Annotated in this window: 15 protein-coding genes; 3 read left to right on the top strand and 12 right to left on the bottom strand. The window is 40.4% G+C overall.

Features of this window, described 5'->3' with window-relative positions:
- Positions 1–2: 2 nt before the first annotated feature.
- The 4 genes from D1B33_RS16145 to D1B33_RS16160 all read right to left on the bottom strand — a co-directional run bounded on the left by D1B33_RS16145 (position 3) and on the right by D1B33_RS16160 (position 2,226).
- Positions 3–782 (bottom strand): alpha/beta hydrolase family protein, encoded by a 780-nt coding sequence (locus tag D1B33_RS16145; protein ID WP_118877437.1) that lies wholly within the window; start codon positions 780–782, stop codon positions 3–5.
- Entirely contained in the window at positions 760–1,230 is a 471-nt protein-coding gene (locus D1B33_RS16150; RefSeq protein ID WP_118877438.1) for an NUDIX hydrolase, read from the bottom strand. Before D1B33_RS16150 ends, D1B33_RS16145 begins: the two co-directional genes overlap by 23 nt.
- Positions 1,231–1,302: 72 nt before the next feature.
- The gene (locus D1B33_RS16155) at positions 1,303–1,617 is read right to left on the bottom strand and encodes a transposase (protein WP_233549510.1); all 315 of its coding nucleotides are present in this window, start codon (positions 1,615–1,617) and stop codon (positions 1,303–1,305) included.
- Between the two features lie 159 nt (positions 1,618–1,776).
- Positions 1,777–2,226, bottom strand: a complete 450-nt coding sequence (locus D1B33_RS16160; RefSeq protein WP_118877439.1) for a Dps family protein — start codon at positions 2,224–2,226, stop codon at positions 1,777–1,779.
- A gap of 216 nt (positions 2,227–2,442) precedes the next feature.
- Between D1B33_RS16160 and D1B33_RS18530 the strand changes: the two genes are divergently transcribed.
- From D1B33_RS18530 to D1B33_RS16170, 3 genes are all read left to right on the top strand, one after another.
- Positions 2,443–2,595: a hypothetical protein gene (locus tag D1B33_RS18530; protein ID WP_158583007.1), complete on the top strand. Its 153-nt coding sequence runs from the start codon at positions 2,443–2,445 to the stop codon at positions 2,593–2,595.
- A complete protein-coding gene (gene yidD / locus D1B33_RS16165) occupies positions 2,592–2,825 on the top strand; it encodes a membrane protein insertion efficiency factor YidD (RefSeq protein WP_118877440.1) in 234 nt (77 codons plus the stop codon). The genes D1B33_RS18530 and yidD overlap by 4 nt, the downstream gene beginning before the upstream one ends.
- Before the next feature lie 103 nt (positions 2,826–2,928).
- Positions 2,929–3,936 carry a metal ABC transporter solute-binding protein, Zn/Mn family gene (locus D1B33_RS16170; protein ID WP_233549511.1) on the top strand — a complete coding sequence of 336 codons (1,008 nt, stop codon included), beginning with the start codon at positions 2,929–2,931 and terminating at the stop codon, positions 3,934–3,936.
- Between the two features lie 45 nt (positions 3,937–3,981).
- Here the strand turns inward: D1B33_RS16170 and D1B33_RS16175 are convergent, their stop codons facing one another.
- From D1B33_RS16175 to D1B33_RS16210, 8 genes are all read right to left on the bottom strand, one after another.
- Entirely contained in the window at positions 3,982–5,415 is a 1,434-nt protein-coding gene (locus D1B33_RS16175; RefSeq protein ID WP_118877442.1) for an o-succinylbenzoate--CoA ligase, read from the bottom strand.
- 103 nt (positions 5,416–5,518) lie between these two features.
- Complete coding sequence (locus D1B33_RS16180) at positions 5,519–6,808, bottom strand: sensor domain-containing diguanylate cyclase (protein ID WP_158583008.1); 1,290 nt, start codon at positions 6,806–6,808, stop codon at positions 5,519–5,521.
- A 175-nt stretch (positions 6,809–6,983) separates the two neighbouring features.
- Positions 6,984–7,802, bottom strand: coding sequence for a 1,4-dihydroxy-2-naphthoyl-CoA synthase (gene menB, locus D1B33_RS16185; RefSeq protein WP_118877444.1), 819 nt, complete (start codon positions 7,800–7,802; stop codon positions 6,984–6,986).
- 75 nt (positions 7,803–7,877) lie between these two features.
- The gene (gene menH, locus D1B33_RS16190; protein WP_118877445.1) at positions 7,878–8,696 is read right to left on the bottom strand and encodes a 2-succinyl-6-hydroxy-2,4-cyclohexadiene-1-carboxylate synthase; all 819 of its coding nucleotides are present in this window, start codon (positions 8,694–8,696) and stop codon (positions 7,878–7,880) included.
- Complete coding sequence (menD, locus tag D1B33_RS16195; protein WP_118877446.1) at positions 8,693–10,411, bottom strand: 2-succinyl-5-enolpyruvyl-6-hydroxy-3-cyclohexene-1-carboxylic-acid synthase; 1,719 nt, start codon at positions 10,409–10,411, stop codon at positions 8,693–8,695. The genes menH and menD overlap by 4 nt, the downstream gene beginning before the upstream one ends.
- Positions 10,404–11,789, bottom strand: coding sequence for an isochorismate synthase (locus tag D1B33_RS16200; protein ID WP_118877447.1), 1,386 nt, complete (start codon positions 11,787–11,789; stop codon positions 10,404–10,406). Before D1B33_RS16200 ends, menD begins: the two co-directional genes overlap by 8 nt.
- A gap of 240 nt (positions 11,790–12,029) precedes the next feature.
- On the bottom strand, positions 12,030–12,974 hold the full coding sequence (locus D1B33_RS16205; RefSeq protein ID WP_118877448.1) for a dipeptidase: 945 nt from the start codon (positions 12,972–12,974) through the stop codon (positions 12,030–12,032).
- A 77-nt stretch (positions 12,975–13,051) separates the two neighbouring features.
- A complete protein-coding gene (locus D1B33_RS16210; RefSeq protein ID WP_118877449.1) occupies positions 13,052–13,573 on the bottom strand; it encodes a TraR/DksA C4-type zinc finger protein in 522 nt (173 codons plus the stop codon).
- Positions 13,574–13,784: the final 211 nt, after the last annotated feature.

The raw sequence follows: 13,784 nt of genomic DNA on the forward strand, positions 1-13,784 counted from the left end.
TGTTACTTCATCTTCATCCACTCGCATAGTGCTTTGACGGTTTGACGGTTAACTTGTGGAGGATAATGATGAGCCAAGCCTGATGAGTACCATGTTTCCACTTGTTTATTTTCCTTCATCAGCGCTTGCTCCAAGTCATAACTTTGTTCGATCCCCACATTTTCATCTTCGGTTCCATGAATGATCAATACAGGCGCATTGATCATATTAACTTTAAATAAAGGGGTACGTTCATCATACTTTTCTTGTTCCTTATTAGGAGAGCCCCCAATAATCCGTTTTAACGTTCTGCGCATGTCCACCCGTTCCATATACATGGAAGTGACACTTGAGACTCCCGCCCATGTGACAACCGATTTTACATCGTCACGAAGAATTGCGGTCCATAGTGCCATCAATCCGCCACGGGAAAATCCAAATAAATGTACACCGTCTGCATCAGCCCAGTTTTTTAGGAAGTCAATGCAATTGATGGCATCATAACGGTCATTCAACGCCATCTCATCACGCCCCTCGCCTCCTCGATTGCCACGATAATAAGGGGCAAACACAACAAAGCCCTGGCTGGCAAATTGCGCTATTCTTGCAGGGCGCACCATGCCGATAGATTGAAGACCTCCTCGCAGGTAGAGCAATGCATCATATTTTCCCGGCGCTTTTGGCTTTGCCATCAGCCCTTTGACCCGAAGGCCCTGGGACCAGTAAATTACTTCTTTTAATTCAATCGCTGGATTCGGCGAAGGATAACTGCGTATCAATTCAATACTGCCATTCTCTTTCATTAATCTTCACTTCCTGTAACATCTTTTTCATGCCTTCATCTTTCATGTAAAAACTCAAATTCGGATGACCCTCCAACTCCTCTTGAGTCAGCCAGATTCGCCCCAGTGTTTCATGGCGATTGACAAACTCGTCAATCTTGTCCACTTTTGCTGTAAAAACTGCTTTACTAAATGGTCTTTCATCATGAACGACATAATAGGCAAACCATTCTAAATCGGAAATATGTATGGCTGTTTCTTCATAGACTTCACGAATTGCTGCTTCCTCCAGCGTTTCACCCGGTTCCACTTTGCCCCCTGGGAATTCAACTCCACGCTTATTGATCGTGCATAGCCATTTCCCTTGATGAAAAACAAACACCAAAACATGTTTGGGTGGTATTTCAAAAGGGCCTTTATTGAAATGCAACTCTACAAAACAGCCATTTTCATCCGTAAAAGCAAACATCCCTTCACTTCCCTTTACTCTGGCATCATTTTTCTCAATCTAAGTTAAGTCTAGTGGAGGGATGTATTAAATTCAATGGAAATAAGGTAATTGTGCTACAAATTGTTTTGTATGATTGTCTCCAAACTCGTGGATCAGTGCGTAGATTTTCTTTAAGCGAGTATCAATTTCATCATTGGTTTCGTCCAAATGATAAGGAATGTAAGGCAAATGTGCACGCACGATATTGTCAAATTCCAACGAATTCAACTGCAAGAACAATAATTCAAAAATACGCGCTTTTTCCTCATCCATTTTCAATTTAAACTCACACGGTTCGCCTAATGGGATGTAACTATACGACTGATTTGCGACATTCACATAAATGGTTGTATCGATGATGAACACTCCTTTTCTTCAGTATGAGCATATAAAGTCCAACTATGCGTACTGAAGAAAAGCGGAAGCGCCCTGTTAACTTTCTGAATTACTCAAGAATGGATTCATCCAACTACAGAAAAACCCAAAAGCATTCATTATACACTTTTGGGTTTCTTTAAAATTAAATTATTGATTATTGCCAAGGAACGCTGAAAGCATCCAAGAGTGCTTTTCAAAGCTTTGAACCATGGCATTCAACATATCTTCCGTACGGTCGTCGCCTTCTTCAGCCGCTTGTTCCATCGCTTGTTTTAAAGCGTCCATGATTGTCTTAAAATCGTTAAGTGTCGTTTGCACCATTTCTTCCGTTGTTTCGGAACCAGTCGCCTCTTTAATGTGGGACATTTTCAAGTGTTCTTCCAATGTCGCAACAGGTTTGCCGCCTTTTGTTAAAATGCGTTCGGCAATTTCATCTAAGTTCAATGTTACTTCATTATAAAATTCTTCAAATTTTGTGTGTAGTGTAAAGAAAGAAGGTCCATTTACGTACCAGTGGTAATTGTGAAGTTTCGTGTAAAGTACGGAGTTTGTTGCCACTAAATCATTTAATTGTTCGATTAATGTTTTGTTTGCCATCCTGTTCACCTCATTAATTTTGTTTCAACAGTCATTACATCTAAATTCAGTTATTCAGTCTCATATGTAAGATAGCATGAAAAATTTCTGAACTTACCGGTTTATAATGACATTATTACTATAACCCCAATTGTTTAGTTTAAAACATTTCCAAAATGCCTTATAATTTTACTATAATAAATTATCTTTTTATCACTATTCAATAGAGGTGTTTTTTTGGATACAACACAGGCCGTCATTATTTTAGTAGCAGTCATGTACTTCATCATCATGATTGGAGCAGCAGTCTTCATCATCAAGGCGCGGCGTGGAACAAAACAACAAAATCGACAGCAAACCATTCAAGAGAAAACAGGAGCAGAAAAATGAAATATCCGTTTATTTGGTTGATCACTTTTTATCGTAAATTTATATCACCCATGACGCCTCCATCCTGCAGATTTTATCCCACTTGTTCGCAATATGGACTGGAAGCATTTCAAAAACATGGTGCAATAAAAGGGTTCATCTTAACAGCAAAAAGAATTCTAAAATGCCAGCCATTCCATCCAGGGGGGGTTGACCCGGTTCCAGAACAATGGCCTTCGAAAAAAAAATAATTCGAAGGTCTTTTTTTTGTTGTCTTTTTCCCCATCATCATGTAACATTGAGAATGTTGAATTTCAAATCGTAATAGTTACTATTTAGAAAGGCATGATACTTTTGAAAAAAATCCCGTTTTTCCTATTGTTCGCTGCTCTGGCCTTATTGTTGACAGCTTGCAGCGGCACAACACCTGACAATGAAACTACTGAAGACAATTCAAACAAAATTGACGTCTATACAACCGTTTATCCTTTAAGCTACTTCGCACAGCGTATTGGTGGAGAACATGTAAATGTATCATCCATTTATCCGCCTGGAACAAACGAACACTCTTTTGAACCAACGCAACAAGATATGATGAAGTTAGCGGATGCGGACCTTTTCTTCTATATAGGCCTTGGACTCGAAGGCTTTGTTGAAAATGCGAAAAACACATTGCAAAATGAGAATGTAAAACTTGTAGCAACAGCTGATCGTATTTCCGATGAACAGTTAGCAGCTTCGGCAGAAGAACATGGACATGAAGACGAAGCAACAGAACATGAGGATGAAAGCGAAACAAACACTGAAGAAGAAGGCCATGAAGGTCATAATCATGGCGACATTGACCCTCATGTTTGGTTATCGCCGATTCTAGCACAAGACTTGGCTCTTGCAATCAAAGAAGAACTTGCTGCTGCACTGCCCGAACAAGAACAAGTATTCAATGAAAACTATAAACAATTGGTTTCTGAGTTAAATGCACTGGACCAACAGTTTGAAAAAATGGCATCTGAAGCACCAACAAAAACATTCTTTGTTTCCCATGCTTCTTTTGGCTATATTGCGGATGAATATGGATTGGAACAAGTCGCAATCGCCGGAATCAATTCGCAGGATGAACCATCCCAAAAAGAATTAACTGAAATCGTAGATCAAGCAGAAGCCCTGCAAGTTTCATATATCCTGTTCGAACAAAACGTCTCTTCCAAGCTTTCATCCATCATTCAAAATGAAGTAGGTGCACAAGCCTTGGAACTTCATAATCTAAGCGTCTTAACTGAAGAAGACATTCAGAATGAAGAAACTTATTTTTCGTTGATGGAAAAAAACCTTGCCACATTGAAACAAGCATTAACAAAATAGAAGACCAAAAGGTTCGTCCCATGTGAAACGGGACGAACCTTTTTATTAGATTAATTCAATTAATTTCCGCCGCATCAACTTATTGGAACCATTTCGCGGCAGTTCGGTTACAAGATAAAAATATTTGGGAACTTTGTACTTGGCTAATCGTTCTTTACAGAAATCAATCAGCTCATCCTCTGTTGCCTCTGCTTTCAGCACAATAAACGCAGCCGGAACTTGTCCCCATGTTTCATCCTCTACCGCGCAAACTCCTGCTTCTTGTACCGCAGGGTGACCAGATAAAACGTTTTCTATCTCCGCAGGGTAGATATTTTCACCCCCGGAAATAATCAAATCAGAACGGCGATCGACGACGTATAAATAGCCCTCTTCATCCAAATAACCAATATCGCCGGTATGTAACCATCCATCCATTGTGGCGCTTCTTTCGCTAAAACGGCCAATATAACCGGGTGTAACATGCGGGCCGCGAACGAGAATCTCACCCTTAGTCCCTGGTGAAGCAGCATCGGCGATTTTGATTCTATTAAAAAATAAAGGCTTTCCGGCAGATCCGAGTTTCCGAAATGCATCTTTATTGGATAAAGTAGCCGTTTGGGAAGAAGTTTCCGTCATGCCGTATGTTTGGGAAACGGTTAATTTTAAACGATGCGCCCTTTCCAGATAGTTGACCGGAACAGGACCGCCGCCAGCCAATATCAGCTTGAACTTTGGAGAGGCTTCCTCCCCTCTATCTTCGAGACCTTGCAAAATGCGCTGAAGCATTACCGCCACGGCCGACATATGCGTGACGCGGCCATCCGCAATGTCCGTAACCGCACCGTTCGCGTCAAACTTTTTATACAGCTTTACTTCATTGCCATATAGCAAAGAACGAACCAATATAGAAAAACCGCTGATGTGGAATAACGGAACCGCGCATAGCCATACATCTTCTTCCGATAATCCAATGTTGAGGACGGAAGCCACCGCGCTGGCTTGGTGGTTTCCTACCGTTTGGCGCACCCCTTTTGGCACCCCAGTCGTTCCGGAAGTATACATTATGGAAACGGTTTGTTCCGCCGTCCATTCGTTGCTGACTTTGATAGGCTGCCCATCCGTACTTTCAATTTCAGAAAATAATAGAGATTTTTTTAGATTGGGAAGAAGGGAAACATCCTCATCATCAACCAAAATGTTTTCTACTTCAGCATCGTCGATTTGATATTGAAGCTCTACTTTACTTAATTTTCGATTTAGCATGACCATTTCGCATTGCAAGTGCATGCATGCAAACATCATAATAACGAGCCGCGGTGTACTTGGACCCAGAATGGCCACCCGGCTTTTTGGCTCGATTCCCAAGGCGGCCAACTGCTCAGCCCGCTCCAGGGAAATAATTTTTAATTCTTCAAACGTCCATGATTGCTGTTCATAGGTTAAGGCAATCCGAGTTGGCGTTAAATGTGAACGCTGCAATATCCAGTTTGGGTACATCTTGATTCCTCCACTTCTTGCATAACCATTTTAACTCGAATAGCCCAACTTTCAAACTAAAAAGGAAAAAGACCGTCCTTTTACAGACAGTCTTCATTAAAATCTAGGAGCAATTTATATGATATTGATTTTTGCCTTTCTCTTTCACATGATATAAAGCATGATCGGCCCTTTTATAAAAATAAAAAACATCTTTATGTTTTTCCGTACAAATGGTTGCGCCAATGCTAGTGGAGATGGAAATTGTACTTTTTTCCGTTTTTATTTCTTTTCGCATCGCTTCTTGCAATGAATGGATAAATTGTGTGACCGATTCTTCTGTTCCATAATCGTCAATCATTACGATAAATTCATCCCCACCAAGTCTTGCCGGCATGCCTAGCTCTCCTACTGCCTCTTTTGTGCGGTTTGCCACCTCTTGGATTACCTGATCGCCTACATTATGGCCCCATGTATCATTGATTTTTTTGAAGTCATCAATATCAAATAAAATAAGCGCAAAAAATTGTCCTGTTTCATTTAGCCGGTCGATCGCCTCAGATACTCTTTTTTCGAAATATCGGCGATTTGGCAAACCGGTTAGCGTATCATGATAGGCATAGTACTCCAGTTTTTCCTGTTGTTCTTTTTGCCTTGTAATATCCCGGGCGACCAGGACCATATGGCGAAAATATTTTTCTGCATCAAATACAGGCGTTCCCACCATCTCGGTCCATACCCAGCCTTTTTCTCCATGCCAAGCTTTTATGACCAGATGATATGGCTTTCCGGTTTTTGTGGCATCTTCAAAGCTCTGTTGAAGCAACTTTACATCGTCTTCATGAATATTAAAAAATGGATTATGCTGTTTTTCACCAATCATTTCATTATCGAAGGCAAACATTGTCTTACTTGAGGGTGATACATATAAATATTCCTTTTGTTCATTCATAAGAATTATCACATCTTGTACATTTTCCGCGATAATTTTAAAATTCAATTCGCTTTGGCGATATTTATTTATTAAACTATCATAAGATCTCATATCCTTAAAAACTAGGAAAATCCCTTTTTCAAGATGAGCTTGATCGATTGGAATATAGTTTACTATAAAATTAATCACTTCCCCATTTTTCTGAACGAAGCGGAAACTATTTTCAATGGAAATACCCTTTTCAATGTTGTTTATCCATATCTTTGCTTTTTCTAAGTCTTCCTTAACAATAAAGTCAAAAATCGACCGGTTTTTTAACTCATTGATGGCGAAGCCGCTAAATTCTTCAACCCTTGAATTGCCATGACTGATATCGCCTAAAGGATTTATGATTATTATTGGATCTTTCGCAAATTCAAAAAGCGCTTCATAATTAAAGTTTGGCATATTGGTTGATTCATCGTTAGGCGAAGGCACCATACTATCACTCCTAACACTTATACAGCAAGGATTAAAAACGCTTTCAATTACTATCATTTGAATGGTACCATAGAAATTCCTTTCATTCTAGTGACAACCTTCCAAATTTTTCAATAAAAAAAGCAAGAGATTTGTCGTCTCTTGCTTTTTACAAATTAAACCTATTCTTATGTTATTAAGGGAATCTTGGGAATTGACCAAAGTCCGGTTTACGTTTTTCTTTAAATGCATCACGGCCTTCTTTTGCTTCTTCTGTTGTATAGTAAAGAAGGGTTGCATCCCCGGCAAGCTGTTGAATACCTGCTAAACCGTCTGAATCAGCATTAAATGCTCCTTTTAGGAAACGCAATGCCATTGGCGACAATTCAAGAATTTCCTCGCACCATTTAACAGTTTCATCTTCTAATTGCTCCAGAGGCACTACCGTATTGACCAATCCCATATCAAGTGCTTGCTGAGCATCATATTGACGGCATAGGAACCAGATTTCGCGGGCTTTTTTATGGCCGATGATACGCGCTAAGTAACCAGCACCATATCCGCCATCAAATGAACCTACACGAGGACCTGTTTGGCCAAACCGTGCATTTTCGGCTGCAATTGTTAAGTCACATACCACATGCAGCACGTGGCCTCCTCCAATTGCGTAACCAGCTACCATTGCCACTACAGGCTTTGGAATTTTGCGAATTAAAGTTTGAAGATCCAGCACATTTAAACGCGGGATATTGTCTTCGCCGACATAACCTCCATGTCCACGTACTTTTTGGTCGCCGCCCGAACAGAAGGCAAGGTCCCCTTCCCCTGTTAAGATAATGACACCTACACGTTCATCATCACGTGCACGAGAAAATGCATCGATCATTTCCTCAGTCGTTTTTGGTCGGAAAGCATTACGAACTTCTGGACGGTTAATTGTAATTTTTGCAATACCGTTATAGAATTCATACTTGATATCTTCGTAAGTATGTAAAGTTGTCCATTCACGAGCCATTTTTTTACCTCCTTTATTCTCTTAATGCACAAAGATTGGCCTTAGCTTGTCCGTTTTTGCAAAAACCAGACCTGACTAAGGGTTATTCTTGTCACTAACTTCCTTTACTATTGTAGCAAATTCAAGCGGATTTTCCACATGAATTGCATGTCCAACATTTTTAACTAAGAAATATTGCGCTATTGGTAAAAGCGCTTGCATTTCTACAGCAATTTTACAAAACTTCTCGTCCAGTTCACCGGTAATTAATGTGACAGGTACAATTAGCTCTTTCAGGGACGGCCAGAGCGACTTTTGAGACCCTGTACCCATTCCTCTCAAGCTATTAGCCAATCCTGTTGGAATTTGAGAAAGACGTTCCGTACGAATCGCTTGTTGAGTCTCCAAAGGCAGATTTTTTTGAGTAGCGAACAAAGGAATGTTTTCCCATTGGTTCACGAAGGCTTCTACTCCATGTTGTTCAATCCGGTTCGCCAGTTCTGCATCTGCCTTTCTTCTCGCAATTCTTTCGTCTTCCGTCTTCAACCCCGGTGAAGCGCTTTCCAGAACAAGCTGTTGAACACGCTTTGGAAAGGCTGCTGTGTAGGATAATGCAACTCTTCCACCCATCGAATAGCCCAGCAATATAAACTGATTTAAATTCAATTGCTGAAAAAGCTCTTCCAGTATTAAAACTTGCTCTTCCATCGTATAATTAGCCGTATTTTCCGGTGATTCCGTTTTGCCATGTCCAACCAAGTCTATGGCAACAATCCTCTTATCCGGCAAGTAGAAGGCAACCTTTTCCCAAGTTGCCACACTGCCCGTGAATCCATGCAGCATCACAATTGTTTGCTCCATTTCATCATTCCATATTCGAACATTTACTCTGATGCTGCGAGCTTGTATAATCATTGCTCCAGCTCCCCATGAATTTGGTTCCAAAGCTTTCGATGACTGATGACATTTTGCTGGCGGTCCGTAAAAATTTCAATAAGACGCAAAGGATGATTGTTTTCCTTCACGAACAAGCCATCCAATTCATCAAATTCCTTCACTTGAACATAATCCATGCCATACATTCTTGCCACTTCCCCAAATTGCAATGCTGTAGGCGTGCCAAATAAATCCTCATAATATTCTTTTACCGTTGATTGTGCCAAATAGGAGAAGATGCCTCCACCATCATTATTGAAGACAACAATATTGATTTTGCAAGGTTGGTAACGTGTTGCAATTAACGCATTCACATCATGCAAAAAGGCTAAATCCCCGATCAATAAATACATTTCCCGTTCTTTTCGTGCCTGGCTGAACCCAATGGCTGTAGACATTACCCCATCGATTCCATTAGCACCGCGGTTTGCAAATACCTGAATATCCCTTGCAGTTGGCAATAAGAAGGTATCCATATCCCGGATGGGCATACTGCTGCTTACAAACACATCGCTATGTTCCGGTATATTTTCCAAAAAGTAACGAACTGCCGCCCCTTCATCTTTTTCTGTAAGAGGATACGCTTCTACAGCCTTAGCCGCGACTTCCTCTGCTTTCTGCCATTGCAGCAAATAATCCTGGTCAAACGTTGCAGGTTGAATTTTCAATTCTTCCAGCCATCCCCCAATGCTTCCCTGGATAAAATGGGTCGACACTGCGGCTGAATCACGGAACATTGGATCTTCATCAACTACCATATAATTTGCAGGCAGTGTTTCCGTTAAGAAAATAGTCAAAAACTTGGAAACGGGCTGAGAGCCAAAACGTATCACGGTATCAGCAACCAATCGCTGTTTGAATGCATTGTCTTTCAATAAAGCATCGTATGTAGAAATAATATATGGTTTGCAATCTTCAGGCACATTGGATCTTAAATTGGATAAACTTTCAACCAGCACCGGCCATTTCAATTTTCGAATGAGGGACCACATTAATCGTAAATCTGTTCCTAAAGGAAGCTCTCCTATAATCAAAAATCCTTTTTGAGAATTGTTGATTATGGCTGAAAGCATTTCCTTTGCTTCGGTTGATGGCGAAACCTGTCCTACATAACTATTTTTAAAGCTAACTTCAGGAAGCTCTTCTTGAAAATCGATGAGCAATGGCTCGCGAAATGGCACATTAAAGTGTACAGGACCAAATGGTGCGGTTGTGGCGATATTTACACCACGAGCAACATGGCGTTCAATAAACGGCAATGTCCCTTTCGCCTCATCAGGTACTGGAAACTCTGCACTCCACTTTACTCTTTCACCGTACAATGCAATTTGATTGATCGCCTGTGGAGCACCCACTTCCCTCAATTCATGCGGACGATCAGCCGTTATAACAATCAATGGCACCCGGGCATATTTGGCCTCTACAATAGCTGGATAGTAGTTCGCGGCAGCTGTTCCGGAAGTACATAAAAGCACTACCGGTTTCGCCTTTGCTTTTGCCACTCCCAGAGCAAAAAAAGCAGCGGACCGCTCATCCACTTGTCTATAAACCGTTAAATTCTTAGTAGAGGCAAAGGCATAGGCCAGGGGGGTCGAGCGCGAGCCTGGGCTGATTACCACATCTTCTACTCCATTTTGCATTAGGGATGCAACCATTGTATAAACATAGTTTGTTAATATTTCTCGGTTATTCATGCAGCTGTCCTCCTAAAACCCGCAACATCGGACGGAACTTCACTAATGTTTCTTCATACTCGGAAAAAGGTTCCGAATCGGCAACAATGCCGCCGCCAGCATATAAATAGGCTTGATTTTCTTTTAAAAGTGCAGATCGAATGGCCACGGCAAATTCCCCATTGCCTTCTGCATCGACCCAGCCGATCGGCGCAGCATACAAACCGCGGTTCATTGTTTCATTTTCTCGAATGATCGATAAAGCTTCCTTGCGTGGAACTCCTCCCAATGCGGGTGTCGGATGCAGATGCTTTACCAGCTGTAAAATGGTTGCTCCAGACGTTAGTTTCCCTTCCACCGGTGTATAGAGATGTTGAATATCTCGGACTTTTAAAAGTTTTGGCCGCTTTGGTACTTTATATTCAAGACAATTTCGTTCAAAAGTATTTGCAATCATTTCAACGACATACTGATGTTCCTCCAGGTTTTTTTCATCATTTAGCAAGCCTTCACCCAGAGCTTGATCTTCTTCTGCCGTTTTCCCTCTTTTGATTGAGCCGGCCACGCATGCAGAATAAGCGAACCCATTCTCTACTTTCACCAGTCGCTCGGGAGTCGCTCCAAAGAAGAACATCTTCTCTCGTTCCAATCCAAACAAATAACTTTCGGGTTGCTCGTTTATAGCGTGGGATAAAGCCTGTGGAGATGTTAACGTATCTTCAAATTTCATCTTTAAAGTACGTGCAATCACTACTTTTTCCGCTTCATTCGCCTGGATGAGCCCTGTCACTCGGGAAATAGTTTGCAAATATTCTTCTTTATACAACTCATCATAGCTAGTCATCCGAGGTTTTTCATAGGTTTTTAATTCTTTCACTTGTGCAGCATGAATCAACTCGTCTCGTTCCTTGCGCAGCTGTTCAAATTCATCCAAGCTATTTTCGCGATCCGTTATTAAGTGAATGCTGACATAAGCTTTATCATCACGAATAACCAGTTGATACGTAGCGACCGCAAAAAAGCTTTGCGGAAAACCATCCCACTCCCCTTTTTTATCATTTTTCGGATCAAACGTGAATCCGCCAAATAAAATGGGTTGCGGTTCGCTTTCTTCTTTTACAATATTTTTAGTTAGCTCTTTCCATTGCTTTTCTATTCCATCGAAGCGATCTTCATCGCTATTATTGTCAATTTTATATGCATGGCCTAAACCAACCAATGTGAACGTCTTTTCACGGTTTTGCCAATAAAATCGCTTTCCTGCAAACTGTTTTTCGCCTGCTGCAAAAAAGGCTAAAGCAGATAATCGATTGACTTCTATTGTTTCGATATAGAAGGAGTATGTTGAGCTCATTGTTTCCACTTCTACTTCAGTGGTATGGGACCACTTTTGATGCATTGAATTTCCCTCCATCAACTCTTGCACTAACATCCAAGTCATTTCTTATTCGTGAAAAATAGCAGAAATTTTAGTTTCTGCTCTTAATCGACCGTTTACGTATTGGAATTATAATTTACACTGTCTATTCTATCATATCACTTTTTCGGGATATCCAATATTGTTATGTTTTCCTCTATCTGTTGAATCTGATAACAGTGGCAAGCCCATCCAAATGAAACAGAATAAAAGCGCAAAGAGTTACCTCTTGCGCTTGGCCATTCGTTGAATATAATGTTCAAACCCTTTATGGGCCATCATCAAAACCTCTTCATAAGTAAATACCTTCAATAAAGCTTTGATGAAGTTTTCATACTCTGCAGCAGTTGATAAATTTTCAATAGATAGTGGATCCATCCCATCAAAGTCCGACCCAAACCCGATATTCTGGATTCCAACTAATGAAGCAAGATATTCAACATGTTTTACTAAACTGTCGATTGTTGTATGTTCCTTCTCTTTATCAACGAAGGGCGGGTAAAATACAACATGCATTCTTCCACCCTGTTTTACTAGAGCCTTAACCTGTTCATCTGTTAGGTTGCGAGGGTGGTCACAAAGCGCTCTCGCATTGCTATGGCTGGCGATTAGATGGTTTGCCAATGGAAGCAATTCGTAAAAACCTTGTTCATTCAAATGAGACACATCGATTATGACATCACGTTCATTCAGTAATGCAATAACATCCTTTGCAAAAGGTTTTAATCCCTTGGAAGGATCTTCAGAAGCCCCATAAGCAACTTCATTTTCATGATTCCATGTCAACCCAACCAATTTTACTCCTGCATTTAGGATTTGTTCGAGTTTGAATAAATCATTGCCTATACAGTCGCATCCTTCTAAACTTAAAACGGCGCCGATCTGCCCTTCTTCAAGCTCATTTAATTGCGTCCAGTCCGTAATATGCACCATATCGGGTTCATTTAATACTTTCGTATGAAAAGCCTCAATTTGACGTGCAGCCGATAGAAACTTTTCATGCTGTGTAATGTCGGAATGAACAAAGATTGCAAAGACTTGCAATTTAACATTCCCAGCTCTTAAGTTTGACAAGCTTGCTTGCAAGCGAACATCATCCCGAAAATCGGCATCCTCGAAACGCGTTAATTTCTCCAAACAATCGCAATGTAAATCTATAATTTTCATATATCCCCCACCAATTTTAATCTCTATCTATATTGTATCGGAAAATGAAGGATACATTCCAGATTCTTCACTATTCTTTATTGAAATTTTTCGCGAATCATTGTTTCATCAACACCTTGATAACTAGCATCTTGCGGGACATCTTGAGGGCTATCGGAAGAAGGAAAATCCTCAGGGTCATCATCAAAGTCTACTGCGTTTAATGACTGTTGATTGAGTTCTTCCATTATGTCTTCTTCAACCGGTCGAGTGTCCATATCGACTTCTTCTTCGCTATGTTCCTTGCAAGTTAATGTAGTTGGTGCAGCTTCAAGTCGTTCAAAAGGGATTTCTTTTTGGCATACCTCACATTTTCCATATGTTCCTTTTTCCATTGCTGATAAAGCAGCTTCGATTTTATCTATACGCTCTTCTTTGAACTCATCCAGTGCATGCTCCGTTAATTGAGTGGTTAAGTCCGTTGCATTATCTGCTGGATGATTATCATAATTTGACAACTCCGTACTCTCTAGATCATCCTGAACTTGCAGACCTTCTTTCAAGTCCTTTAACTCTTCTATTAATGTATGTTTCAATTCTTCCATTTGTGATTGCTTCATATCAGACCCTCCCTATTTCATATATATTAAATTCTCTTAATTTCCTTTTTTCAAACATAAATTAGTTGTGATTATTATATAGGTTGTCTGATAATCAGCCATTCTTATGAAAACGCAAAAAAGCTCCCAAGATTTCAAGAATCTTGGGAGCTTTTTAAACATTTTAAATCATAATCTAAATCTGTTTTAATAATGACCCGTACGGGATTCG

Source organism: Ureibacillus yapensis, from assembly GCF_003515775.1.
Classification (GTDB): domain Bacteria; phylum Bacillota; class Bacilli; order Bacillales_A; family Planococcaceae; genus Ureibacillus; species Ureibacillus yapensis.